The organism is Azonexus sp. IMCC34842 (assembly GCF_050368855.1).
In the GTDB taxonomy this organism is placed as follows: domain Bacteria; phylum Pseudomonadota; class Gammaproteobacteria; order Burkholderiales; family Rhodocyclaceae; genus Azonexus; species Azonexus denitrificans_A.
This window is the reverse complement of the sequence record NZ_CP178449.1, coordinates 4,106,495-4,131,974: the sequence shown is the minus strand read 5'-3', so window position 1 is coordinate 4,131,974 and position 25,480 is coordinate 4,106,495. Positions and strand designations below refer to the sequence as shown.

24 protein-coding genes are annotated in these 25,480 nt (G+C 63.7%); 14 read left to right on the top strand and 10 right to left on the bottom strand.

Translation table 11 applies throughout. The features are described 5' to 3' along the window. Positions 1–4: 4 nt before the first annotated feature. The 7 genes from ACLIKD_RS19700 to ACLIKD_RS19670 form a co-directional block, all read right to left on the bottom strand. Positions 5–865, bottom strand: a complete 861-nt coding sequence (locus ACLIKD_RS19700) for a hydrogenase expression/formation protein (RefSeq protein ID WP_428826351.1) — start codon at positions 863–865, stop codon at positions 5–7. After that, positions 862–1,329, bottom strand: coding sequence for a hypothetical protein (locus tag ACLIKD_RS19695; protein ID WP_428826350.1), 468 nt, complete (start codon positions 1,327–1,329; stop codon positions 862–864). The genes ACLIKD_RS19700 and ACLIKD_RS19695 overlap by 4 nt, the downstream gene beginning before the upstream one ends. Next, positions 1,326–1,628 (bottom strand): HypC/HybG/HupF family hydrogenase formation chaperone, encoded by a 303-nt coding sequence (locus tag ACLIKD_RS19690; protein WP_428826349.1) that lies wholly within the window; start codon positions 1,626–1,628, stop codon positions 1,326–1,328. Before ACLIKD_RS19690 ends, ACLIKD_RS19695 begins: the two co-directional genes overlap by 4 nt. Next, positions 1,628–2,242, bottom strand: a complete 615-nt coding sequence (locus tag ACLIKD_RS19685; RefSeq protein WP_428826348.1) for a HyaD/HybD family hydrogenase maturation endopeptidase — start codon at positions 2,240–2,242, stop codon at positions 1,628–1,630. The genes ACLIKD_RS19690 and ACLIKD_RS19685 overlap by 1 nt, the downstream gene beginning before the upstream one ends. 68 nt (positions 2,243–2,310) lie before the next feature. Then, entirely contained in the window at positions 2,311–3,015 is a 705-nt protein-coding gene (gene cybH, locus ACLIKD_RS19680; protein WP_226417611.1) for a Ni/Fe-hydrogenase, b-type cytochrome subunit, read from the bottom strand. A gap of 90 nt (positions 3,016–3,105) precedes the next feature. Further along, positions 3,106–4,896, bottom strand: coding sequence for a nickel-dependent hydrogenase large subunit (locus tag ACLIKD_RS19675; RefSeq protein ID WP_428826347.1), 1,791 nt, complete (start codon positions 4,894–4,896; stop codon positions 3,106–3,108). Between the two features lies 1 nt (position 4,897). Further along, complete coding sequence (locus ACLIKD_RS19670) at positions 4,898–5,989, bottom strand: hydrogenase small subunit (RefSeq protein WP_319002316.1); 1,092 nt, start codon at positions 5,987–5,989, stop codon at positions 4,898–4,900. Between the two features lie 257 nt (positions 5,990–6,246). Here ACLIKD_RS19670 and ACLIKD_RS19665 point away from each other — a divergent pair, with 257 nt between their 5' ends. Next, complete coding sequence (locus ACLIKD_RS19665) at positions 6,247–11,259, top strand: EAL domain-containing protein (RefSeq protein WP_428826346.1); 5,013 nt, start codon at positions 6,247–6,249, stop codon at positions 11,257–11,259. Here the strand turns inward: ACLIKD_RS19665 and ACLIKD_RS19660 are convergent. Beyond that, a complete protein-coding gene (locus ACLIKD_RS19660) occupies positions 11,241–12,146 on the bottom strand; it encodes a LysR substrate-binding domain-containing protein (RefSeq protein WP_428826345.1) in 906 nt (301 codons plus the stop codon). The genes ACLIKD_RS19665 and ACLIKD_RS19660 overlap by 19 nt on opposite strands. A gap of 169 nt (positions 12,147–12,315) precedes the next feature. Here ACLIKD_RS19660 and ACLIKD_RS19655 point away from each other — a divergent pair, with 169 nt between their 5' ends. From ACLIKD_RS19655 to ACLIKD_RS19600, 12 genes are all read left to right on the top strand, one after another. Continuing rightward, on the top strand, positions 12,316–13,317 hold the full coding sequence (locus ACLIKD_RS19655; protein WP_428826344.1) for a cytochrome-c peroxidase: 1,002 nt from the start codon (positions 12,316–12,318) through the stop codon (positions 13,315–13,317). 130 nt (positions 13,318–13,447) lie between these two features. Continuing rightward, positions 13,448–14,062, top strand: coding sequence for a cytochrome c biogenesis heme-transporting ATPase CcmA (gene ccmA, locus ACLIKD_RS19650; RefSeq protein ID WP_226417617.1), 615 nt, complete (start codon positions 13,448–13,450; stop codon positions 14,060–14,062). Further along, positions 14,062–14,730: a heme exporter protein CcmB gene (gene ccmB, locus ACLIKD_RS19645; RefSeq protein WP_226417618.1), complete on the top strand. Its 669-nt coding sequence runs from the start codon at positions 14,062–14,064 to the stop codon at positions 14,728–14,730. The genes ccmA and ccmB overlap by 1 nt, the downstream gene beginning before the upstream one ends. After that, positions 14,727–15,473 (top strand): heme ABC transporter permease CcmC, encoded by a 747-nt coding sequence (gene ccmC, locus ACLIKD_RS19640; protein WP_226417619.1) that lies wholly within the window; start codon positions 14,727–14,729, stop codon positions 15,471–15,473. Before ccmB ends, ccmC begins: the two co-directional genes overlap by 4 nt. Continuing rightward, complete coding sequence (gene ccmD / locus ACLIKD_RS19635; RefSeq protein ID WP_226417620.1) at positions 15,473–15,673, top strand: heme exporter protein CcmD; 201 nt, start codon at positions 15,473–15,475, stop codon at positions 15,671–15,673. The genes ccmC and ccmD overlap by 1 nt, the downstream gene beginning before the upstream one ends. Next, a complete protein-coding gene (gene ccmE, locus ACLIKD_RS19630) occupies positions 15,670–16,155 on the top strand; it encodes a cytochrome c maturation protein CcmE (protein WP_428826343.1) in 486 nt (161 codons plus the stop codon). The genes ccmD and ccmE overlap by 4 nt, the downstream gene beginning before the upstream one ends. A gap of 2 nt (positions 16,156–16,157) precedes the next feature. Beyond that, a complete protein-coding gene (locus ACLIKD_RS19625; protein ID WP_428826342.1) occupies positions 16,158–18,152 on the top strand; it encodes a heme lyase CcmF/NrfE family subunit in 1,995 nt (664 codons plus the stop codon). Further along, positions 18,149–18,733: a DsbE family thiol:disulfide interchange protein gene (locus tag ACLIKD_RS19620; protein WP_226417623.1), complete on the top strand. Its 585-nt coding sequence runs from the start codon at positions 18,149–18,151 to the stop codon at positions 18,731–18,733. Before ACLIKD_RS19625 ends, ACLIKD_RS19620 begins: the two co-directional genes overlap by 4 nt. After that, a complete protein-coding gene (locus ACLIKD_RS19615; RefSeq protein ID WP_428826341.1) occupies positions 18,730–19,203 on the top strand; it encodes a cytochrome c-type biogenesis protein in 474 nt (157 codons plus the stop codon). The genes ACLIKD_RS19620 and ACLIKD_RS19615 overlap by 4 nt, the downstream gene beginning before the upstream one ends. Then, positions 19,200–20,042: a c-type cytochrome biogenesis protein CcmI gene (ccmI, locus tag ACLIKD_RS19610; RefSeq protein ID WP_428826340.1), complete on the top strand. Its 843-nt coding sequence runs from the start codon at positions 19,200–19,202 to the stop codon at positions 20,040–20,042. The genes ACLIKD_RS19615 and ccmI overlap by 4 nt, the downstream gene beginning before the upstream one ends. 10 nt (positions 20,043–20,052) lie before the next feature. Beyond that, complete coding sequence (gene napF / locus ACLIKD_RS19605) at positions 20,053–20,529, top strand: ferredoxin-type protein NapF (RefSeq protein ID WP_428826339.1); 477 nt, start codon at positions 20,053–20,055, stop codon at positions 20,527–20,529. 81 nt (positions 20,530–20,610) lie between these two features. Next, the gene (locus ACLIKD_RS19600) at positions 20,611–21,543 is read left to right on the top strand and encodes a hypothetical protein (RefSeq protein WP_428826338.1); all 933 of its coding nucleotides are present in this window, start codon (positions 20,611–20,613) and stop codon (positions 21,541–21,543) included. On the opposite strand, the gene ACLIKD_RS19595 is transcribed toward ACLIKD_RS19600, so the two are convergent. Next, positions 21,544–21,807: a hypothetical protein gene (locus ACLIKD_RS19595; protein WP_226417628.1), complete on the bottom strand. Its 264-nt coding sequence runs from the start codon at positions 21,805–21,807 to the stop codon at positions 21,544–21,546. It abuts the gene before it with no gap. 29 nt (positions 21,808–21,836) lie between these two features. Here ACLIKD_RS19595 and ACLIKD_RS19590 point away from each other — a divergent pair, with 29 nt between their 5' ends. Beyond that, on the top strand, positions 21,837–23,372 hold the full coding sequence (locus ACLIKD_RS19590; RefSeq protein ID WP_428826337.1) for a hypothetical protein: 1,536 nt from the start codon (positions 21,837–21,839) through the stop codon (positions 23,370–23,372). A 93-nt stretch (positions 23,373–23,465) separates the two neighbouring features. Here the strand turns inward: ACLIKD_RS19590 and accC are convergent, their stop codons facing one another. Beyond that, complete coding sequence (gene accC / locus ACLIKD_RS19585) at positions 23,466–25,469, bottom strand: acetyl-CoA carboxylase biotin carboxylase subunit (protein ID WP_226417630.1); 2,004 nt, start codon at positions 25,467–25,469, stop codon at positions 23,466–23,468. Between the last annotated feature and the right edge of the window lie 11 nt (positions 25,470–25,480).

The window sequence follows — 25,480 nt, the reverse complement described above, 5'->3', positions numbered from 1 at the left end:
GAGCCTATATCGGCTCGGCCATCATGTCGAGATATTCGCGCAGGCGGTCCACGGAATCGGCGAAGTCCTCGGCCGAAGCGAGCGCCACTTCCGGCATGCCGACCACCTCGATGGAATTCAGGATCAGCGTATCCATGCTGTTGAAGTACTGCACCCACCAGACATTTTTCAGCCGCGTGCTGGTGATCCGGCAGTTGCCGTAACCGCGCGACAGGATCGACACCTCGCGGTGACCGAGCCAGTCGTACAGCGTATCGAGGTCGGCATCGCTGACCGGGAGCAGCGTCAGGTTGATGATGTGGGTCGCCTCGCCGGGCTGCCAGGCGGCCGATTGCAGGCGGATTTCCTCGATCAGCGCCGGGGCGTTCATCGTGCCCGGCGGGTAGGCCGGAGCCGGCAGTTCGGCGGCGGCGAGCTGGCGCATGGTGTCGGTGAGCACCGCCGGAATGGGGCTGGTTTCCAGGCGGTCGACGACGAACAGGCCGTCGTCGGCGACTTTCAGCACCCGCCACAGGCCGGCAAAAGCGCTTTCCTGGACACGCCAGTGCTCCGGGCCGGTGGTAAAGGCACTTACCTCGCCGAAACCGAGCGACTGGTTGATCACTTCGCGGACGCCCGGCGACAGGTCGAGCAGATCGAAATCGCTGAGCGTCGCAAAGCCGACCGTCTCGGCCCGGGTAATGAACAGATGCAGCAAGGCGCACGCCGCGGCAATGCTCTCCGGCGAGGCATCGTCGGGCAGGCGGGGCGCCGCGAAGGTTTCCATGCGCGGCATCGGCAGGTAATCGGGGGCATCGTCGCCTTGCGAGCCGGGGCCCATGGCGACGACGGAAATCGGAAAGGGGCGCAGCGTGCTCGGGTTCATGCGCAGGCTCCCGACTGGCCGGCGGCGCGCACCGGGATGCCGATCGGCTTCGGCTGGGCCGGGCCGGACAACAGACCGGCAATCTCCAGCTGGTAGTCGCCCCAGTCGCGGATGCCGTTGAGCACCCCGACGAACGCCCCGGCCCGCAGGAAAACCACCGCCGGAGCGCGCGCCACGCCGAATTTCCGCATCAACGGCGGCGCCTCGTCCGGCCCGGCCACCCAGCGTTCGATATCCTGGCCCAGCGGCTTCAACACCTCCGGCAGGATCACGCAAGCATCGAGTACCTCGAGATTGCGCTGCGGGTCTTCAGTGAGCAGCAGGGCGGTCAGCTCGGCGGGAAATTCCGGACTGGTGGCATCATTGCCGCCAACGCGCTGAAAATCGTGCTTTTGCTGCAGCCGGCCAAGCGCCGTTTCAAGACGATCAAGCGAGGTCGCGCCGGGGAGTAGTTGTAGGCTCATGATGGTTCCGTCCGCAGGAAATCGGGAAGTTGGGGTTCGCGGTCGAGGTCCGCGAAGAAGGCGGTGAAATCGGTGGTTCCGGACTGCGCCGCATCGAGGGCCGCCAGCGCGGCATTGATCGCGACGGCCCGCTCGGCCGAAATGACCTCGCGCGCCGCATCGAGAAAGGTCATCAGCCAGGTGCCGGTCGCTTGCTGGCCGACCAGGCTCAGATCGACCAGCAACTCGCCGTTGCGACTGCGGCAGCGCGCGTAGTACTCGCCGCACTCGAGCACCTGGGCCGGTATGCCGAGACACATCAGACGCACTCCTGATTCAGGAAGCGCGCATCGCCCAGCCGGCAGGCCTGGTCGGCTGGCGGCCGGCCACCTTCGTAGCGGTCCATGGCCAGGGCATTGTCGTTGATCGGCTCGCCGCCAACGGCGCGGGCTTCCGGCACGCTTCCCCAGCGGGCCAGCCAGCTCAGCGCGAGATCGATGGCCGGGGCCATCTGGGCCTTGACCACGTCGCGCAGGCTTCCGCCGAAATCTTCCAGCTCTTCCGGCTGGACGCCGATCAACACCAATTCGGCCGGCAGCTTGCCGGTCAGCTCGGCGGCCATCAGCACTTCCTGGAAACCGGTCTGGTGCAGGCTCATTTTCTTGGCGCCCATGAAGCGCGGCACCAGATCGCCAACCACTTCGCGCAGCGTTCCCGGCGGGTCGCCGTAGTCGACCGCATCGAAAACCAGCAGGCAGTCGGCCTCCTGGACGTAGGGCAAGAGGTAGAGGCCCTGCGTGCCGCCGTCCATCAGCGTCACCTGCGGCGGGAATTGCCAGCTGGCGTTCAGGGCTTCGGCACAGCGCACACCGAAACCTTCGTCAGCCCACAGGATGTTGCCGATGCCGAGCACCAGAATGCGTTTGGTATTCATTGAAAACCTCTGAAAAAAACGCCCCATACAGCGTCGACCGCGGCATAGGGCCAACGCAAGGTGAACCTTCAATCCTTGAACATCCGCCAGCCGGAAATCATGGTCGAAATCAGCGACTGCCGGCTCATGATGTCTTCGCGGATCGCCGCGTAAACATGCACCAAGGCGAAAGTCATCATGATCCACATGCCCAGCCGGTGCAGGTTATGCACCTGCATCGAACCGCCGAGGGTCGGGATGACCCAGCCGAACAGCGTATCGCTCCAGGAGCCGAGGCCGGAGCCTTCGCTGTACAGCGCGAAGCCGGTGCACAACATGCCGACGGCCAGCACGGTAAAGAAGAAGAACATCATCAGCTGCGCCATCGGGTTGTGGCCGACGTATTTCTTCGGCGTCTTTTCGAGGAACAGGTACCAGCGCAGTTCGAAGAAGACCTCGCTCCACCATGCCTTGTTGCTGATCGGCAGCTTGAAGATCTGCTTGGCGTGGTGGTTGCCGACGAAGGCCCAGTACAGGCGGCCGAGCAGGCCGACGGCGAAGATGTAGGCGGCGGTGAAATGGGCGAAGCGGATGTAGCCGAGCAGGAAATTGTCCGACGCTTCACCAGGCATCGTCGGCAAGGGCTTGCCGATGAAATAGCCGGTCACCGCCAGGACCACCATGGCCAGTGCATTGATCCAGTGCCACAGGCGGACCGGCGCTTCGTAAACGTAGATCGAACGAACCTGTTTGCCGTGCCGCTCGGCTTCGAGCATGTCCTGTTGCGAAAGCATGATCAAGCCTCCTGATGGGCCGCCCCGAAGGAGGCGACGCCCCCTTGGGGGGCAGGGAACAACGTGAGCGTGGGGGTCATACCACTCTCCTTAACGGACTTTGACCGACGTCATTTCCTGGCCGTCCGGGCTCATCACGTGCGTCGAGCAGGCCAGGCAGGGATCGAAGGAATGCAGCGTGCGCAGGATTTCCAGCGGTTCGTCGGCCTTGGCCACCGGGGTGTCCATCAGCGCCGCCTCGAAGGCGCCGATCTGGCCCTTGTCGTCGCGCGGTCCGCCGTTCCAGGTGGTCGGCACGACGCACTGGTAATTGTCGATCTTGGTGTCCTTGATCTTGATCCAGTGGCCGAGCGCGCCGCGCGGCGCTTCGGTGAAACCGGCGCCCATCGCTTCCTTCGGCCAGGTGCTCGGCTCCCATTTTTCGATGTTCGCCGTATTCAGGTCGCCGGCCTTCAGGTTAGCCATCAGCTTGTCGAAGAAGTAGGACATCTTGCGACCGGCCCACTGGCATTCCAGGCCGCGCGCCGCGGTCCGGCCGAGCGTCGAGAACAGCGCGGTGACCGGGACGTCGAGTTCCTTGAGCAGAGCATCGACCGGCTCCTTGAACTCCGGATTGTTCTGGGCATAGCCGATGATGTAGCGGGCCAGCGGGCCGACTTCCATGGCATGGCCGCGCCAGCGCGGCGCCTTGATCCACGAATACTTGCCGCCTTCGTCGAGTTCCTTGATGTTGGTCTTGGTCCCCTTGGTGTTCGGGCCGAGCACGAAACTCGGTTCGGTGACGCCGTCGAACGGATGCAGGCCCTTCGTTTCGTCCGGGTACTTGTACCAGGAGTGGGCGACGAATTCCTGGATCTGTTCCGGGTCGCGCAGGTCGATTTCATGCACTTTGGTCAGGTCGCCGTTGATGATCGCGCCGCGCGGCAGCATCAGGTTGCCGGCCGAGTAGTCGTTGGCCTTGTCCGGAATGTCGCCGTAGGACATCACGTTCTTCGACGACAGGCCGCCGCCGTAAAGCCAGCCCTTGTAGAACTTGGCGATGGCGATCAGGTCGGGAATGTAGACCTGCTCGGTGAATTCGATGGAGCGGTCGATGATGCTCTTGACCAGGTTCAGCCGTTCCATGTTGATGGCGCCCACCGCCCCCGTGCCTTCGAGGTTGATGGCGCACGGCACGCCGCCGACCAGCCAGTTCGGGTGCGGGTTCTTGCCGCCGAAGATGGTGTGCACCTTGACGATTTCCTTCTGGAAATCGAGCGCTTCGAGGTAATGGGCGACCGCCATCAGGTTGGCTTCCGGCGGCAGCTTGTAGGCCGGGCTACCCCAGTAGCCGTTCATGAACGGGCCGAGCTGGCCGGATTCGACGAACTTCTTCAGGCGGTTCTGGATGTCGCGGAAATAGCCGGGCGAGGAGAGCGGCCACGAAGAGATACTCTGGGCCAGCGCCGAGGTCGCTTTCGGATCGGCTTTCAGTGCCGACACGACATCGACCCAGTCGAGCGCGTGCAGGTGGTAGAAATGCACCAGATGGTCATGCACCTGCAGGTTCAGCTGCATGATATTGCGGATGCTGTTGGCGTTTTCCGGGATCTTGATGCTCAGCGCATCCTCGACGGCGCGCACCGAGGTCAAGGCATGGGTGCCGGTACAGACGCCGCAGATCCGCTCGGTGAAAGCCCAGGCGTCGCGCGGGTCGCGGCCCTTCAGGATGACTTCCAGGCCGCGCCACATGGTGCCGGTGGACACGGCGTTGCGGATCACGTTGTTGCTGTCGAGATTGACCTCGACCCGCAGGTGGCCCTCGATGCGGCAGACCGGGTCGACGACGACGCGCTTGCCGGAATTGTCGAGCTTGAAGCCCTGGGTTTCGTAGGCGCTCATCTTATTTTTCTCCCTTGTGTTCTTCAGTCTCGCCGGCCTTCTGGCGGGCGCGGGCCAGTGCGGTCACCGCGGCATGCGCGGCAATTGCCGCGCCAACCGTGCCGGCCGCCGCCTTGCCGATGGTGTCGGCATTGGCTTCGACGCCGAATTGCTTGATGTCGGTCACCCGATCGTAGAAGCTGCCCTTGTCCCAGAAACCTTCCTCGGAACAGCCGATACAGCCGTGGCCCGACTGCACCGGCCAGGAGACGCCGCCATTCCAGCGCATCGAGGAACAGGCGTTGTAGGTGGTCGGGCCCTTGCAGCCCATTTTGTACAGGCAGTAGCCCTTGCGCGCCGCCTCGTCGTCCCAGCTCTCGACGAACTGGCCGGCGTCGAAGTGGCCGCGGCGGTAGCACTTGTCGTGGATGCGCTGACCGTAGAACATCTTCGGCCGCCCCTGGCGGTCGAGTTCGGGAATGCGGTCGAAAGTCAGCATGTAGGTGACGACGCCGGTCATCACCTCGGCGATCGGCGGACAGCCCGGCACGTTGATGATCGGCTTGCCGGTAATCACCTTGTGCACCGGCGTCGCCCGGGTCGGATTCGGCTTGGCAGCCTGGACGCAGCCGTAGGAGGCGCAGGCGCCCCAGCTGATGATCGCCTTGGCATCGGCGCAGGTTTCCTTCAGCACTTCGACGAAGGGACGGCCGCCGTGGATGCAGAACATGCCGTCCTCGTTGAGCGGCGGATTGCCTTCGACGGCGACGATGTAGTTGCCCTTGTACTTTTTCTTGACCTCTTCGATGATCGCCTCGGCCTGATGGCCGGCCGCCGCCATCAGCGTGTCGTCGTAATCGAGGGAGAGCATCGAGAGCACGACATCCTTGGTCAGCGGGTGCGCCGAACGGATGAAGGACTCCGAGCAACAGGTGCATTCCAAACCGTGCAGCCAGATCACCGGCGTACGCGCCTTGGTTTCCAGCGCATGGGCGATGCGCGGCGCGGCAGCGCTGCCCAGGCCGAGCGAAGTGGCAGTCAGGCTGCAGAATTTCAGGAAACTGCGCCGGGTGATACCCTGCCGGCGCAGCACTTCATAGAATGTCTCGGTCACGTGCAATCTCCCGTTGTTGTGTCGTATTGCCGGATACAATCAACGCAAGGCGCGTGCCACTCACTGTAATTCTTGCTTTTATCGATATGAATCAATACATTCGCCGCGGCTGGCCGATGCCCCCGCGCGGTTTGGCCGGGACCGCAAAGTGATTAGCAAAATTGCAGAGTGGAAATCAAGATTACACCGCCATTCATCGTTCCGCCGGCCCTCACGCCACGCCAACCGGCTCCTCCCGCTCACCCTAGAATCAACGAATGACTACGTCCAGAATCATTGACCTGATCAGCTGCCACAGCGGTTGCGTATCCCCGGCGGCAACCCTGGGCGAAGCTGCGGCACTGATGATCGACAAACGTATTTCCTCGGTGATCGTCGTCGATCATGGGCAGGCCGTCGGCATTCTGACCGAAGGCGACCTGCTGCACGCGATGCGCGAGCATCGGGCGATGCAGATCCCGGCCAGCGCGGTGATGACCTCGCCGGTCCATTGCGTCCCGGCCGCCACGGATTTTCGCGAGGCCTACCGCACCGGCGCCCGCCTCGGCATACGCCACATCGTCGTCACCGACGAAAACGGACTGCCGGTCGGCGTCGCCAGCGAATCCGAATTCCGCCGCCACCTCGGGCCGGACTTCTTCCGCCATCTGAACGATGTCGACGCGTTGATGGACCGCCTGTTCCCGCGCCTGCCACCCGACGCCTCGCTCGATGCGGCATTGGGCGCCATGGAAGCCTCCCGGGCCAGCTGCGCCGTGGTCGTCGACGGCCGGCGGCCGGTCGGCATCCTGACCGAGCGCGATGTCGTCCGGCTGTTTTTGAAAGCCGAAGACAATCCGCCACTTTCCGAGGTGATGACCCAACCGGCCATCACCATCGGCGAACATCATTCGCTGGCCGAAGCCGCGGCAAAAATGAACGAATGCGGCATTCGCCATCTGGTCGTGGTCAACGCGGCCGGCCATGCCGTCGGCCTGCTCTCCGAACACACGCTGATGCGCCCGCTGGAAATCGATCTGGTCGACGATGCCCTGGCCGAGCGCCTGTCGCTGACCGAGTCGCGCGACTCGGCGCTGCTGCGCACGGCGCGCAACGAGCGCTACCAGCGTGCCCTGCTCGACAATTTCCCGTTTCCGGTCTGGCTCAAGGACACCGAATCACGCTTTCTCGCCGTCAATCGCTATCTGGCCGAGGCGCTCGACCAAGGCTCGACCGAGGACCTGATCGGCAAGACCGACCTGCAATTCTCGCCCCCGGACCTGGCCGCCCGCTACCGGGCCGACGACAGCGAAGTGATGATCGGCCGGTGCGCCAAAATTGTTCACGAGACGCTGCTCGTGCATCAGCGACCGGTTTGGCACGAAACCTACAAGGCACCGGTGGTCAGCGACGATGGCCGACTGCTCGGCACGGTCGGCTTCGCCCATGACATTTCCGGCAAAAAACGCTCCGAGGAAGCGATGCTGCTGCGCAATGCCGCCTTGGCCGGGCAGATCCGCGGCGAACCGCTGGGCGGCATCCTGGAGCTGATCGCCCTGTCGATCGAAACCGAAATGCCGGACTGGCGGTGCGCCATCCTGCTTACCGACACGGCGGAAAAACTTCTCACCTGCGGTGCCGCGCCGCGCCTGCCGGAGGCCTTCATTAGCGCCATCGACGGCATGCCGATTGCCGAAAGCACCGGCCCGTGCGGCAGCGCTGCCGCCCGCCGGGAACGGGTCGTGGTCGAGGATGTTTTCGCGCAGAACAACTGGGCCGCCTATCAGGATCTGGCCCGCCAGAGCGGCTTTGCGGCAAACTGGGTGGAACCGATTGTCGGCCCGGAAGGCCAACTGCTCGGCACCTTTGCCGTCTATCACCAGGCTCCGGCCCGACCGCGCGACGAAGATCTCGCGCTGCTCACCCAGGCCAGCCAACTGAGCGGCCTGGTCATCGCCCATCAGCGTGGCACGACGATGCTGGCCAGCAGCCTGGAGACTTTCCGCGGCATTTTCGACAGCGCCAGCGATGCCCTCGTCGTCATCGGCGAAGACCGCTGCTTCCTCGACGCCAACAAGATTGCCGAACAAATGTCCGGCCACCCGCACGCCACGCTGATCGGCCGCCATTACCGCGACTTCAACGCGCCGGGCCTGAACGACTTGGCAAGTATCGAGGGCTATCTGGTCGAAGCCTTTGCCGGTCAGCCACAAATTTTCGAATACTGGGCCTTGAGTGCCGACGGCCGGATTTTTCCCATCGAAGTTCGCCTGCAGCGCGGCAGCTATTTCGGCCGCGCAGTACTGATCGCTTCGATCCAGGACATCGGCGAACGCAAGAACGTCGCGCTGCGCCGGGAAATCGAGCATGACCTGGCCCAGGCGCTGGCCAGCGGCCTGGCACGCGAACAGGTGTTCGAGATCATCCTGCAGGCCGCCTTGCGCTTCCACGAATTCGACGTCGGCGGCATTTACTGGCGGCGCCCGGATGGCGGCTATCGGCTGATGGCCGAGAGCGGTTTTTCTCCGGAATTGATTGGCCAGACCACCGACTACGAACCGGACAGCCAGCAGGCAGCAATCATCGCGGCCGGCCAGTTGATCTGCCGATGCAGTTCGGTCAGCCGACACTGCCGGGAAAATGCCCTGTTCGATGCGCAGCAGATGCAATCGGAGGGCCTGCATTGCCTGGCCGTGCTGCCGATCATGGTCGGCGATCAGGTACTGGCCTGCCTGAATCTCGCCGGGCACCTGAGCACGCAGATTTCTTCGACCACCCTGCAGTCGCTCGAAGCCCTCGCCACCAGCTTCGGCCAGACGCTGCTTCGCCTCGCTGCCCAGGAAGAAGCGCTGCGCCACCAGCAGAACCTCAGCGGCCTGTTCGATGCGCTGACCGATTTCCTGTTCGTCATCGACCACGACGGCAAGATCGTTCATTACAACCAGGCGGTTACCGGAAAACTCGGCTACGGCCCGGAAACCCTCAAGGGGCGATCGATTACCGCGGTGCACCCGGAAGATTGCCGGGCCATGGCCGGCCAGGCGGTCGCCGAGATCGTCGCCGGCACGCGTTCCTCGTACGCCCTGCCAATCCTGCGCAGCAACGGCGACACGGTGATGGTCGAGACCCGCACCGTCAGCGGCCGCTGGAACGGGCAACCGGCCATCTTCGGCGTCGCCCAGGACATCAGCGAGCGGCTGATCGCCGAGGAGCGCCAGAAACTGGCGGCCAGCGTCTTCGACAACGCCCACGAGGGGATCATGATCACCGATCCGCAGGGCCGCATCGTCGAGGTCAACACCACCTTCAGCGAACTGACCGGCTACACCCGGGCCGAGGCCGTCGGCCAGACGGCCGACCTGCTCAAATCCGGCCATCACGAAGACAATTTCTACCGGCAGATGTGGCTGACCATCCGCGACGCCGGCTACTGGCGCGGCGAAGTCTGGAACCGCAAGAAATCGGGCGAGATTTTCGTCGAGTTGCTGACCATCTCGACAGTGCGCAACCGCCACGGCGACATTTCCCACTTCGTCGGCATCTTTTCCGACATCACGCTGCTCAAGCAGCACCAGGAACGCCTCGAACATCTGGCCCATTTCGACGCGCTGACCCAGCTGCCCAACCGCATGCTGCTCGGCGACCGGATGCAACTGGCGATGGCGCAGGCCAAGCGCAACAACAAGGTGCTGGCCGTCGGCTACCTCGATCTCGATGGCTTCAAGCCGGTCAACGACCTTTATGGCCACTCGACCGGCGACCGCCTGCTGGTCGAGGTGGCGCAGCGGCTGAAAACCTGCATCCGCGGCGGCGATACCGTGTCGCGGCTGGGCGGCGACGAATTCGTGCTGCTCTTCTCCGAACTCGACAGTGTCCATGAGTGCGATCACGCCATCGCTCGCGTCATCTCGACGCTGACCCACCCGTTCCAGATCGGTGGCCATACGATCCAGATTTCAGCCAGTATCGGCGTCACCCTTTTCCCGCAGGACGGCTCCGATTCCGACACGCTGTTGCGCCATGCCGACCAGGCGATGTATGCCGCCAAGCAGGCGGGGCGCAACCGCTTCCACCTTTTCGACCCGGAAAACGACCGCCGCGCCCGGGCCCGCCGCGACGAGATCAGCCGCATTCGCCAGGGGCTGAACAATGGCGAATTCATGCTGCACTACCAGCCCAAGGTCAATATGCGGGTCGGCACCGTGATCGGCAGCGAAGCGCTGATCCGCTGGCAACACCCGGAACTCGGCCTGTTGCTGCCGGCCGAGTTCCTGCCCGCCATCGAGGGCAGCGAACTGTCCATCGAACTCGGCGACTGGGTGATCCGGGAAGCGCTGCACCAGCTCGAACAATGGAGCAGCCAGGGGATCAACCTGACGGTCAGCATCAACATTGCCGGCAACCACTTGCAACACCCGGGCTTTACCCAACGTCTGGCCGAGTTGCTGGCGGCCTGCCCGAGTGTTTCACCGGCCCTGCTCGAACTCGAAATTCTCGAAACGGCAGCGCTCGAAGACATCGCGCTGGCCGCCGACATTTTTGCCGAGTGCCGGAAACTCGGCGTCAGCTTCGCGCTCGACGATTTCGGTACCGGCTACTCGTCGCTGACCTATTTCCGCCGGCTGCCGGCCGACGTGCTGAAGATCGACCAATCCTTCACCCGTAACATGCTGGACGATCCGGACGACCTGGCCATCGTCGAAGGCGTCATCGGCCTGACGCATGCCTTCCAGCGCAAGGTGATCGCCGAGGGGGTGGAAACCGTCGAACACGGCCTGGTGCTGTTGCTGCTCGGCTGCGACCTGGCCCAGGGTTACGGTATCGCCCGGCCGATGCCGGCCGCCCAGTTGCCGGCCTGGGTGAGCAGGTTCCGCCCGGACGAGCTGTGGAGTTCAGCCACCGCCTTCCGCTGGTCGCGCGAGGATCTGCCGATGCTGATCGCCGAGGTCGAACACGGCCGCTGGAAGAAAAACCTCTTTGCCTGCCTCGACGACCCGAGCGGCACCACCCCGGCCCCGAACAGCGACCACGACAGTTGCCGCTTCGGCCGCTGGTACCACAGCACAGGCAGCCAGGTGTATGCCGGAATCGACGGCTACATCGCCCTGGAACAGATCCACGTCCGCATTCACGAAATCGGCAATCAGCTGCTCAAGGCCCGCCGCGGCGACCACCCGGCGAACAGCGGGCAGTTAAGGCAGGAACTGGAGGCGGCCAGCCTGACCCTGAGCGAATGCCTGCATTCGATCCAGGCCGAATTGCTGATCTCGGCTCAGACCAGCAGGCGGTAAGCCGGCGCATTGAGGGCGCGCACGGCGGCCAGCAGCGCGTCGATCGCCTTCGGCCGGACGAAGCCGGCCCGCCAGGCGAGGGCGACCCGGCGCGACGGCTCGGGCGGACGGAACGGAATGATGCTGATCAGTTCGCTGCTGTAGGGTTGCCCGAGCGCCCCTTCCGGCAACACCGAAACGCCGAGTCCGGAGGCCACCATGCAACGTATCGTGCCGATCGAATGGCCTAGGCGGACATCGGTTTCCGGGCTGCTCACCTGCGGACAGGCATCGAGCACCTGATCGCGGAAACAGTTGCCGGCTTTCAGCAGCAGCACCTCGGTGCCCTCGACTTCCTCGGGACTGATGCACGCCTTGCCCTCCCAGGCATGGCCGCGCGGCACGACGACCTTGAACGCCTCGTCGTAGAGCGGCCGGGTCAAGACGCCGGGAATGTCGAAAGGCAGCGCGATGATCGCCACATCGACCGCGTTGTCGCGCAGCATCTCGGCCAGGCTTGCCGTCATCGTTTCCTCGATGGCCAGCGGCATGCCCGGCGCCACCCGGTTCAGCGACTGGATCAACTGCGGCAACAGGTAAGGGCCGATGGTGTGAATGACCCCGAGGCGCAACGGCCCCGCCAGCTGATCGCGGCCGCACATCGCGATCTGGCGCACTTTTTCGGCTTCCAGCAAGGCCCGTTGCGCCTGCTCGACGACTTTCACCCCGACCTGGCTGGGACTGACGAAGCCCTTGCCGCGCTCGAACAACTGCACGCTCAACTCATCCTCGAGGCGGGCGATGGCCACACTCAAGGTGGGCTGACTGACGGAACATCGTTCGGCCGCCCGGCTGAAGTTTCCCTCCTGCGCCAGGGCAACGATGTAACGCAATTCAGTTAGGGTCATACCGGGACTCCGCTCGACATCGGGGGATCTAATATCCCTAGGCACTATAGGGAAATCCTATAGGTGCCATATTAAAAACCGATAATATTCATTGACTTGGATCAATCTTAGCATGGTCGACACGGGGAAAATGCGGCAACCGAGCTTTTTAACCGAGGGGACCAAAACCATGCAACGTACCGTTCTAGCGACCGCCATTGCCCTGATTTCCAGCTTTGCCATTCACACCGCCGCCCAGGCTGCCGACGAACCGATCCAGCCGATCAAGCCGGCCGCCAACATCAATCTGGGCATGGTCGAACTGGGCAAGAAGCTCTATTTCGACCCGCGTCTGTCGAAGTCGGGCTTCATCTCCTGCAACTCCTGCCACAACCTGTCGATAGGCGGCACCGACAACATCCCGACCTCGATCGGCGACAAGTGGCAGCAGGGGCCGATCAACGCCCCGACGGTACTGAACTCCAGCCTGAACCTCGCCCAGTTCTGGGACGGTCGCGCCGCCGACCTCAAGGCGCAGGCCGGCGGTCCGATCGCCAATCCGGGCGAAATGGGCTTCACGCACACGCTGGCCATCGGGGTTCTCGAATCGATTCCGGCCTACGTGCGCGACTTCAAACAGGTCTTCGGCAAGGCCAAGATCGACATCGATCAGGTGACGCTGGCCATCGCCGAGTTCGAAAAGACGCTGGTGACCCCGAACTCCCGCTTCGACCAGTGGCTGCTCGGCAAAAAAGATGCGCTGACCAAGGACGAACTGGCCGGCTATGCGCTGTTCAAGGACAGCGGCTGCGTCGCCTGTCACAACGGCGAAGCCGTCGGCGGCAATTCCTTCCAGAAGATGGGCGTCGTCGAGCCGTACAAGACCAAGGCAACAGCCGGCGGGCGGGCCGATGTAACCGGCAAGGATGCCGACCGCTTCAACTTCAAGGTGCCGACGCTGCGCAACGTCGAAATGACCTATCCGTACTTCCACGACGGCGCCGCCAATACGTTGGCGGAAGCGGTCGACACCATGGGGCGCCTGCAACTCGGCAAGAAATTCACCAAGGATGAAAACGCCAAGGTCGTCGCCTTCCTGAAAACCCTGACCGGCGACCAGCCGAGCTTCACGCTGCCGATCCTGCCGCCGTCTTCCGACACGACGCCGCGCCCGACGCCGTTCGCCAAATAAGCCGCCCGAGCGCGCTGGAACGGGGGCTGCGGCCCCCGTTTTTATTGGCTGCGTTTGTTTGATTCCCGTCAATCTGCCGGTACACTTGCGCGTTCATAATTTGCCACTGATTTATTTCGGTTTTCCCCTGATGCTTGAAGCTGACAATCTGGAATGCGTGCGCGGCGAGCGCCGCCTGTTCGCAGGCCTCGGCTTTCGGCTGGAAGCGGGGGAACTGCTGTATCTGCAGGGCAAGAACGGCTCCGGCAAGACCAGCCTGTTGCGCATGCTGATCGGCCTGTTGCCGCCGGAAAACGGCGAAATCCGCTGGCAGGGCCAAGACATCCGCAAACTGTCGGAAGAATATCGGGCCGAGCTGTGCTATCTCGGCCACCTGAACGCCATCAAGGAAGAATTGACGCCGCTCGAAAACCTGCTGGCCGCCGCCCGTCTGGCCGAGGAAACGCTCAGCGAGGACGAAGCGATCGATGCGCTGGAGCAGGTCGGTCTGGCCGGGCGCGAAGATCTGGCCTGCAAATATCTGTCGCAAGGCCAGAAGCGGCGCGTCGCGCTGGCCCGGCTGGTCACCGAAAAACGCCCGCTATGGATCCTCGATGAACCTTTCGTTGCCCTTGATGTGGCGGCCGTCGACTGGCTGGCCGGCATCATTTCCGGCCACCTCCAGCGCGGCGGCATGGCGGTGATGACGACCCACCAGCTGGTCACCATTCCGGCCGGCCAGGTTCGCGAATTGCGGCTCTCCTGATGTTGAAGATTGTCATGGCGGTGATCGGCCGCGATCTCAAGCTGGCCATGCGGCGACAGGCCGATATCGTCTCGGCGCTGTTCTTCTTCGTCATCGTGGTCAGCCTGTTTCCGCTCGGCATCGGCCCGGAACCCGACCTGTTGCGCAAGCTGGCGCCCGGCGTGCTGTGGGTTGCCGCGCTGCTGGCGACCATGCTGTCGCTGCCCCGGCTATTTGCCGACGATCATCGCGACGGCACGCTGGAACAGCTGGCGCTCGCCCCACACCCGCTTGGCCTGGTAGTTACCGGCAAAGTGATCGCTCACTGGCTAGTCTCCGGCCTGCCGCTGGCGCTGATCGCCCCGGTCCTCGGCATCCAGTTCGATCTCTCGGCCGATGCGCTGCTCGTGCTGACCGGCGCCATCCTGCTCGGCACCCCGGCGCTGTCCGGGATCGGCGCCATCGGCGCGGCGCTGACGCTGGGCCTGCGCGGCGGCGGCGTGCTGCTGTCGCTGCTCGTGCTGCCGCTCTACATACCGGTGCTAATATTCGGCGCTGGCGCAGTGGATGCGACGGTGACCGGTCTCGGGGGGGAAGGTCACCTTTCCCTGCTCGCCGCCATTACTTTTGCTTCTGTTGGCTTCGCCCCCTGGGCATCGGCCGCTGCCTTGAAGATTGCCCTCGAATGAAAGACCGCTTCAATCTCTACCGCTTCGCCTCGCCGGCGACTTTTTACCCGCTGGCCGGCGCGCTGATTCCCTACTTTTTCGCTGTTGCGGTGGTCTTCGGACTGGCCGGCCTGTATCTCGGCATGCTCGTCGCGCCGACCGACTTCCAGCAGGGCGAGGGCTACCGGATCATCTTCATCCACGTCCCGGCCTCCTGGATGTCGATGTTCATCTATCTGGTGATGGCCGGCTGGGCCGCCATCGGCCTGGCCTTCAACACCCGGCTGTCGGGCATGATGGCCCAGGCGCTGGCGCCGACCGGTGCGCTGATGGCCTTCCTCTCGCTATGGACCGGCGCCCTGTGGGGCAAGCCGATGTGGGGCGCCTGGTGGGTCTGGGATGCCCGGCTGACCTCCGAACTGATCCTGCTCTTCCTCTATATCGGCTACATGGCCCTGACCGCCGCGATCGACGACGCCCGCCGGGCCGACAAGGCCGGCGGCCTGCTGCTGCTGGTCGGCGTGGTCAATGTGCCGATCATCTATTTCTCGGTGAAGTGGTGGAACACGCTGCACCAGGGCTCGAGCGTCAACCTGACCAAGTCGTCGATGGCCGAAACGATGCTCTGGGGCATGCTGCTGATGGCCATGTGCTTCTGGATGTATTCGATCGCCGTCGCGCTGATGCGCGCCCGCACCATCATGCTCGAACGCGAGCGCCATACCGACTGGGTCAAGGCCGTGCTGACCGGAGGTGAAAAGTGATGATCCACTGGAACAGTTTTGCCGACTTCATCGCCATGGGCGGCTACGGTTTTTACGTCTGGGGCTCGTTCGGCGCCACCGCCTTGATCATGGCGATTGAACCGATTGTCGTCGTCCGCAATCGAAGGACCACCATCGCACGCTTGCAGCGCCAACTGCGCGCTGAAAACCGCGCTGAAAACAGGAACACCGCACAATGAAATCGCGTCACAAGAAACTCGCCCTGATCGGCGGCGCCCTCGCCGTCATCGGCATCATCGCGGCGCTGGTCCTCAATGCCCTGAACAGCAACATTGCCCTCTACATCACGCCGACCGAAGTGGCGGCCGGCAAAGCGCCGCAGAACAAGCTGTTCCGCATCGGCGGCCTGGTCAAGGAAGGCAGCATCCAGCGCCAGGCGGACGGCGTGACGCTGCGCTTCGTCATTACCGATACCGAAAAGGACATCGTGGTCGATTACAAGGGCATCCTTCCCGACCTCTTCAAGGAAGGCAAGGGCGCCGTGGCCCAGGGCAAGCTGACTGCCGCCGGCACGTTTACGGCGACCGAAGTGCTGGCCAAGCACGATGAAAACTACATGCCGCCGGAAGCCGCCAAGGCGGTTGACGATGCCCAGGCCCGCGCTGCCGGCAAGCATGTTTCCCCCTCTTCCACTGGCGACCAGCCGAAAGCGAGCTACTGAGCATGATCCCGGAAATCGGCCATTTCGCCCTCATTCTCGCCACGCTGGTCGCGCTGCTACTCGGTACGCTGCCGCTGATCGGCGCCCACCAGAACCGCGGCGCCTGGATCGCCGTCGCCCGTCCGGCGGCCACCGCGATGGCGCTGCTCATCACCTTCTCCTTCGCCTGCCTGGTGCAGGCCTTCGTGGCCAACGACTTCTCGGTGGTCTACGTCACCCAGCACTCCAATTCGCTGCTCCCGGTCGAATACCGGATGGCCGCTGTCTGGGGCGGCCATGAAGGCTCGCTGCTGCTGTGGATGCTGATGCTCTCCTGGTGGGCCTTCGCCGTCCGCGTCTTTTCCGGCGACCTGCCGGAAGCGATGATTGCCCGTGTGCTCGGCACGCTCGGCCTGGTCGCCTTCGGCTTCCTGCTCTTCATCCTGTTCACTTCCAACCCCTTCGACCGCCTGCTACCGGGCGCCGCCGAAGGGCGCGACCTCAACCCGCTGCTTCAGGATCCCGGGCTGATCATCCATCCGCCGCTGCTCTACATGGGCTACGTCGGCTTCTCGGTGGCCTTCGCCTTCGCCATCGCCGCGCTGCTCTCCGGACAGCTCGATGCCGCCTGGGCGCGCTGGTCGCGACCATGGACGACGGCCGCCTGGATTTTCCTGACGCTGGGCATCGCCATGGGCTCATGGTGGGCCTATTACGAACTCGGCTGGGGCGGCTGGTGGTTCTGGGATCCGGTCGAAAACGCCTCGTTCATGCCCTGGCTGGTCGGCACGGCGCTGATCCACAGCCTGGCGGTCACCGAAAAGCGCGGCAGCTTCAAGAACTGGACGGTGCTGCTGGCCATTTCCGCCTTCTCGCTATCGCTGCTCGGCACCTTCCTCGTCCGTTCCGGCGTGCTGACCTCGGTGCACGCCTTCGCCACCGATCCGACGCGCGGCATCTTCATCCTGGTCTTCCTGGTAGCCGTCATCGGCTCCTCGCTCGCACTGTTCGCCTGGCGCGCCCCGAAAGTCGGGCTGGGCGGCCGTTTCGGGCTGGTCTCGCGGGAATCCCTGCTGCTCACCAACAACGTCCTGCTGGTCGTCGCCTGCGCCACCGTGCTGCTCGGCACGCTCTACCCGCTGCTCATCGATGCGCTCGGCGTCGGCAAGATTTCGGTCGGGCCGCCGTACTTCAATGCCGTCTTCGTCCCGGTGATGACGCCGATCCTGTTCCTGATGGCCGTCGCCCCCTTCGCCCGCTGGAAAGCGGCATCGATCGGCGAGATTTTGCGCACCTTGCGCTGGGCCATGCTCGCCGCGCTGCTCGTCGCCATTGCCGTGCCGCTGCTCTACGGCCACTGGTCGGCGCTGACCGGCCTCGGCATCCTGCTCGCCACCTGGATCACCCTCGGCGCCCTGCTCAATTTCGTCGAACGGGTGCAGCGTACTCGGGCCGGCCAGTCCTTCCTGCGCGCCGCCCTGAAACAGCCACGCAGCTTCTTCGGCATGCATCTCGCCCATATCGGCATCGCCGTCTTCGTCGTCGGCGTCACCATGGTGATGAGCTTCGAGCAGGAAAAAGACATCAAGATGGCGCAGGGCGATACCGTCGAGGTCGCCGGTTACCGTTTCACCTTCAATGGCGTCAAGACCGTCGAGGGACCGAACTACGTGGCCGCCCAGGGCGATTTCGATCTGGCGATCAACGGCAAGGTGCAGCGCAAGATGAACCCCGAGAAGCGCAACTATCATTCGTCGGCCATGCCGATGACCGAAGCGGCGATCGACGCCGGCTTCCTGCGCGACGTTTATGTCTCGCTCGGCGAACCGATCGACCGCGACAAGCCGGAAGGCGAATGGGCCGTGCGCGTCTATTACAAGCCCTTCGTCGACTGGATCTGGGCCGGTTGCATCCTGATGGCGCTGGGCGGCCTGCTCGCCATGCTCGACCGGCGCTATCGCGTCAAATCCCGCGCCGCCTCGGCGGTCAAAACTCCGGCTGGAACTCAACCCGCATGAATCGTTATTACTGGATCCTGGGAGCCTTCGCCGCCCTCGTCGCCCTGCTCGCCGTCGGCCTCGGCCTGAATCCGCGCGACGTTCCTTCGCCGCTCGTCGGCAAGCCGGCGCCGGCCTTCACCCTGAAGGTTCTCGGCACACCGGACAAGACCTTCAGCCCGCAGGATCTGCGCGGCAAGGTCTGGCTGATCAATGTCTGGGCTTCGTGGTGCGTCTCCTGCCGGGCCGAGCATCCGGTACTGGTCGAATTCTCGAAGCAGAAAGCCGTGCCGCTGATCGGGCTGAACTACAAGGAAGTACGCGGCGACGGCGCGTTCGACATGAGCAAGATGCCGGCCGACGACGAAAAGAAGCTCGCCGACCAGCGCGCCAACAAGTGGCTGGCCGAACATGGCGACCCGTACACGCTGACCGCGATGGATCTCGATGGCCGCGTCGGCATCGACTACGGCGTCTATGGCGTGCCGGAAACCTACGTCATCGACAAGGCCGGGGTCATCCGCATGAAGCATACCGGCCCGATCACGCCGGATGTGCTGGGTAAAAAAATCATGCCCTTGCTGGCGGAGCTGAATAAATGATCGTCCGCGCCCTGATTTTTGCCCTGCTGTTCGGCTCGACCGCCGCCATCGCCTCGAGCGCCACGGAAGCGGCCCTGGCCGCCGATCCGGTGGCCGAAAAACGCCTGCAGGAAATGTCCGCCGAGCTGCGCTGCCTGGTCTGTCAGAACCAGACCATCGCCGACTCGAATGCCGAGCTGGCCCAGGATCTGCGCCGCGAGATTCGCGGCATGATCAAGGAAGGCAAGAGCAATACCGAGATCATCGACTTCATGGTCGTCCGCTACGGCGACTTCGTCCTCTACCGGCCACCGTTCAAGGGCATCACGCTGCTCCTCTGGGGCGGCCCGCTGGCCCTGATGCTGTTCGGCCTCTTCATGCTGCAGCGCTATCTGCGCCGGCGGGCCGGCCGCCTGGCCGATGAACGTCCGCTGTCCGCCGATGAAGCCAGCCGCGCCGAGGCGCTGCTCAAGGAACCCGATACCAAATGACCCAGTTCGCCATCTACGCCACCCTGCTCATCGTGGTCGTCGCCGCTTTCGTGTTGCCGCCGCTCTGGCTGGGCCTGCGCCCGAACAACAAGAAAATCGACCGCCAGGAAACCAACCTCTCCATCTTCCGCGACCAGTTGGCCGACCTCGACCGCGAAAAATCCGACGGCACGCTGGCCGCTGCCGATTTCGATCAGGCACGGAGCGAATTGCAGCGGCGGCTGGTCGAAGAGGTGCCGAGCGAAGGCAACGCCAGCACGCCGCTCGCCGTCCAGGGGCCGAGCCGCAAGACCGCCATCGCCGTGTTGCTGCTGATGCCGATCCTGGCTCTGCTCGCCTACGGTATTCTCGGCAATCCGAAAGCCCTCGACCCGGCGCAGACCGCCAGCCCGGCCCAGATGACGCCGGAAAAAATCAACGCCATGGTGGCCAAGCTGGCCGAGCGCATGCAGGCCAATCCGGACGACATGCAGGGCTGGCTGATGCTCGCCCGTTCGTACAAGACCATGGGCCGCTACGAAGAAGCTGCGGCGGCTTACGGCAAGGCCGAGAAGGCCATCAACGACGACCCGGAACTGCTCGCCAGCTATGCCGAAACACTCGCCATGGCAGCCGGCAAAGGCCTGACCGGCAAACCGCAACAACTGGTCAACCGGGCCCTGAAACTCGACCCGAACAATGGTCACGCGCTCTTCCTGGCCGGTGCTGCCGCCATGGAAGCGGGTGACAGCAAGCAAGGCATCGCCTACTGGGAAGCCCTGCTACCACAGGTCGAACCGGGCTCGGAGATCGACCAGATGCTGCGCAGCGGCATCGACAAAATGAAACAGGCAAAATAGGGCGGATTCGATGGTCGACGTCAGCCGCCGCGGTTTCCTCCGTGGCCGGCCGCGCCCCAAGGCCGAAATCCGGCCGCCCTGGGCGCTCGCCGAGGCGGCTTTCATCGACCGCTGCACGCGCTGCAACGACTGCCTGCCGGCCTGCCCGCAGGCGATTCTGATCGCCGGCGACGGCGGCTACCCGACGGTCGATTTCCGCCGCGCCGAATGCACCTTTTGCGGCGAGTGCGTCAAGGTCTGCCGACCGCAGGCGCTGCTCCGCGACGATGACCGGGCGCCATGGACCATCAAGGCGCTCATCAGCGACCTTTGCCTGGCCCGCCGGGGTGTCGAATGCCGGGTCTGCGGCGATTTCTGCGACGTCCGGGCGATCCGTTTCACGCCCCGACTCGGCGGCAGTCCGCTGCCGGAAATCGCGACCGAGCAATGTACCGGCTGCGGCGCCTGCCTGGCGCCTTGTCCGAGCCAGGCCATCGCCATCCGTTAAATCACGGTTCCCTTCACAACATCGGTAACCGTGTTGTGCTTAAATTGCCCTGATTCCCCCGCTCACCGGAGACCACAGAAGATGCCCCAACAAAAATTCCGCCTCGTCACCCGCAGCGATTTCGACGGCCTGGTTTGTGCCGTGCTGCTCAATGAACTGGACCTGATCGACGACATCAAGTTTGTCCATCCGAAAGACATGCAGGATGGCAAGATCGACATCACGGCGCGCGACATCACCACCAATCTGCCCTATGTCGCCAACGCCCATCTGGCTTTCGACCATCACCTGTCGGAAACCATTCGCAATAGCGGCGAGCGCAAGAATCACATCATCGAAGCGGCTGCCCCGTCGGCGGCACGGGTCGTCTATAACTACTACGGTGGAAAAAAGGCCTTCCCGGGGGTCGCCGACGACATGATGGCGGCGGTCGACAAAAGCGACTCGGCTCAATTCAGCCGCGATGAAATCCTCCAGCCGACCGGCTGGGTTCTGCTCAATTACCTGATGGATGCCCGTACCGGGCTGGGCCGTTTCCGCGAGTTCCGGATCAGCAACTACACGTTGATGATGGATCTGATCAAATACTGCCGCAATCACGGCATTGACGAGATCCTGGCGCTACCGGACGTCAAAGAGCGGGTCGAGCTGTATTTCGAGCAGTCGGAAAAAGCCAAGGATCAGATCCTGCGCTGCAGCACGGTGTACAAGAATCTGGTCGTCCTCGACCTGCGCCACGAGGAAACGATCTGGGCGACCAATCGCTTCATGATCTACGCGCTGTTCCCGCAGACCAATATTTCCGTCCATGTCTTGTGGGGCGTTCAGAAACAGAACACCGTACTGGCCACCGGCAAATCGATTCTCGACCGGGGCAGCAAGACCAACGTCGGCGAATTGATGCTGCAATACGGTGGCGGCGGCCACCAGGCGGCCGGTACCTGTCAGATCGCCAACGACCAGGCGGAAGCCACGCTGCAGGCGCTGATCGCGCGGATCAACGCCGACGGTTGATCAGACTTCGGGCGGGGCGGGCGGAATGAGCGGCGGCGGGGAAAAGCCCAGTTCGAGCATCTCCGCCTCCAGCTTGATACGCAAGACCAGCAAGCCCTGCAGGCTGGAACGCGCCTTGTCCGCCGCCCAGGTATCGTGATGATCGCGCAGACAGGCATCGATTTCATGACGATTGCCCAGATCAACGCGGCAAATGGCCGCGTAGCGACGAATCTCATGATCTAGATCGGCCAGTTCGCGTTCATAATGTTCAAATCCACTCATGGTTTGAGGATACGCCGAAAGGAGGCCATATGCACTGGCTAGCTCTGCCCGAACCGCGCCGGAATATCACCCTCGCCTTTCACGACGGCGCTTCGGCCCGCGCCTGGCTTGCCGCCCAACCGCAGGCCCAGGCACTGCACATGGTCGCCGCCCTGCGCCTGCAGATCGAGGCGATCGACGGCTCGGCCTTGCCCCCCGCCGAGGCGCTCGAACTGCTCAATCTGCTGCGCGCGGCAGCGGTGCCGGCCCAGGAGAATCTGGAAGCGCGCTATTTCCGCAAGGCCCTGCCGATGCCGGAAGACGATCAGCGCTGCTTCGAGCACGCGCATGGCTTATGGACCCGGCTGGGCGTCGCCTACTTGCGTCTCGCCCCGCAATTTCCGCCGACCGCCAAAGGCCTGCCGCTGAACCGCGCCGCCTGCGCCTTCCGGATGGCCGAATACTGCCACTTCCAGGCTGCCCGGCAATGCCCCGAATCGCTCGACCGCCTGCTCTTTGGCGTTCTTGCCCAGGCGGAAAGCAACGGCGTGTTGCGCCAGCCGCTGGCCGACCCGGACTTTCGCCATCTCGGCGAAGCCAATATTGCCGGCCATCTGGCCTGGGCCTTCCTGCTCCGGCTGATCGATCCGTATCGCCTGACCTCGCCGCAGCTCATTGTTGCCAACCGGGCGATCAGCCGCTGGCGGGAATTGTGCACTTTTCAGGCCACCCCCGACGACACGCCGAAAAGCCAGACGGTCGATCTGCTGCCGCTCTTTGGCAGCCAATTGCCGCAAGGCATCCCGCGCTGGCTCGATGTCCGCCCGGTGGCGCGCAAGATTCGCCACCGCCTTGAGGCGCTCCAGGCCGGTCAGTCGCCGGAATCGCTGAAGCTCGGCCGCGAACTCTCGCCAGCGGCCAGCATCCGCCTGCTCACTGAACTCGCTGCCAGCCTGAAATCACCGCAACGGGCCGCATCAACCGAGATCGGTGAAATCGAGATCGCCTTTGGCGCCGAACATGCCTATGCAATTTTCACCGGCGACTTCCTCAACCCGGTAGGCAATCTGGAGGCCAGCAGCACCGCCCTGGCCCATGACCGCTTGGCGATGTTCGGCTTCGATCGCGTCTCGCAGATGCCGACGGCGGTGAAGAAACTCAACGTGCCCGGCGAAGTCTGGACGATGGTCGATGGCATGGCGGTTCGGCCACCGGAGCTGCAGGGCACACGCCGCCTGTCTCCCTGCCTGATCGCCTCGACCAGCCGGGGAAAACCCCGTCTCGGCGTGCTCTTCGGCCTGCAGACGACAGCCGCCGAGGCCCTGACCGGCGGCCTGCACTGGTACGAGGAAAAGGTCGAGGCGTGCAGCCTGAAACGGCCGGCCAGCCATGCCCAGCGCGCGCCGCGCATCCCCGCCTTCCTGCTGCGTAGCGCCGATGCCGTGTCGCTGATCCTGCCGGCCAGCGCCGGCGCCCGCCTCGACGTCGGCCTGGCGCTTGACGGCGCTTCGCTGGAACACCTGGTACCTACCGAGGTTCTGGAGCGCGGCGTCGATTACGTTCGGTACGGCTGCCGGTTGGCCTGACAGAAAAAAGGCCCGTCCGGAGACGGGCCTTGCATGCCTCACCCCGCGTTGCGCAGCGGGGGGCAAACGACCGTCAGAAACGGCCGCTTGCGATCATTCAAACTCGATGATGATCTGATCCACCGACAGGCTTTCGCCGGCCGCCGCGGAAATCTTCTTGACCTTGCAGTCCTGGTCGGCCTTGAGGATGTTTTCCATCTTCATGGCTTCGATGACGGCCAGCTTTTCGCCGGCCTTCACGTCCTGACCGACCGTTACCGCAACTTCGCGGAGCAGGCCCGGCATCGGGGAAAGCAGGAACTTCGACAGATCGGGCGGCATCTTTTCCGGCATCAGCGCCAGCAGTTCGGCGGCCCGGGCGCTCATCACCATGAAGTCGGCGCGGGTGCCCCAGTGGAACAGGCTGTACTTGATCTTGTGCCGCTCGACCTGCAGCGTGAATTCCTCGCCGTTGCAGGTGCCGTTGAACAGCGATTCGCCGAGCTTCCAGTCGGACAGGATCTCGTAGTTTTCGCCCTTGTACTCGATGTGATAGCCGCCGGGAATGATGCGCGCCGTCACCGGGTGATGCTCGTTGCCGTCCTTGTTCAGGCGGATGACCATCCACTTGTCGCCGACGATGCGCTCATGACCCTGCAACTGGCCGGTGATCGAAGCGGAGCGGTCGGTGAAGGCGCGGTACACGTAGGCAGCGACCGAAACCAGAAGCGCCGGATCATCATGCGGTACCATCGAGGCGTCAAAGCCCTTCGGATATTCGTCGGCGATGAACCCGGTATTGAAGTTGCCTGACTGGAAGCGCGGATGCTGCATCAGCGCGGCCTGGAACGGAATGTTCGAGGAGATGCCGCGGATCACGAAGCCGTTCAGGGCGTCGCGCATGCGGGAAATCGCCTGCTCGCGGGTCGCGCCGTGCACGATCAACTTGGCAATCATCGAGTCGTAGAACATCGAGATTTCGCCACCGTCGTAGACACCGGTATCGACACGCACCTGGCCATCGATTTCCTTCGGCGGCTGGAACTTGACCAGACGACCGGTGGACGGCAGGAAGCCGCGGAACGGGTCTTCGGCATTGATCCGGCATTCCATGGCCCAGCCGTTGATGGTGACATCGGCCTGGCTGAGCGGCAGCTTTTCACCGTAGGCAACGCGGATCATCTGTTCGACCAGGTCGAGGCCAGTGATCAGTTCGGTGACCGGGTGTTCCACCTGCAGGCGGGTGTTCATTTCCAGGAAGTAGAACTCCTTGGTCGCACCGGAAACGACGAACTCGACCGTCCCGGCCGATTCGTAATTCACCGCACGGGCCAGGGCGACAGCCTGTTCGCCCATCGCCTTGCGCATTTCCGGATCGACGAAGGGGCTCGGCGCCTCTTCGATGACCTTCTGGTGACGACGCTGGATCGAGCAGTCACGCTCGTTCAGGTACACGTAGTTGCCGTGCGAGTCGCCCAAGACCTGGATTTCGATGTGGCGCGGTTCCAGCACGTACTTTTCGATGAAGACGCGGTCGTCACCGAAGGAATTGCGGGCTTCGTTGACGCAGGAAGAGAAGCCTTCGTGCGCTTCGGCATCGTTGAAGGCAACGCGCAGACCCTTGCCGCCGCCGCCGGCGGAAGCCTTGATCATCACCGGGTAACCGATGCCCTGGGCGATCTTGACGGCTTCGTCCGGACCGGCGATGGCATCGTTGTAACCCGGGATGGTGTTGACCTGAGCGGCGATGGCCAGCTTCTTCGACTCGATCTTGTCGCCCATCTTGGCCACCGAGTAGTGCTTTGGGCCGATGAACTTGATGCCTTCTTCTTCCAGGCGGCGCGAGAACGTGGCGTTCTCGGACAGGAAGCCGTAACCCGGGTGGACAGCTTCAGCGCCGGTCTGCTTGCAGGCGGCGATGATCTTGTCCATGACCAGATACGATTCTTTCGAGGCGGCCGGGCCAATACAGACGGCTTCGTCGGCCAGATCGACGTGCAGCGCATCCTTGTCGGCTTCGGAATAGACGGCAACCGTCAGAATGCCCATCTTGCGGGCGGTCTTGATGACGCGGCAGGCAATTTCACCGCGGTTGGCGATCAGAATTTTCTTGAACATATTCCTGTTTC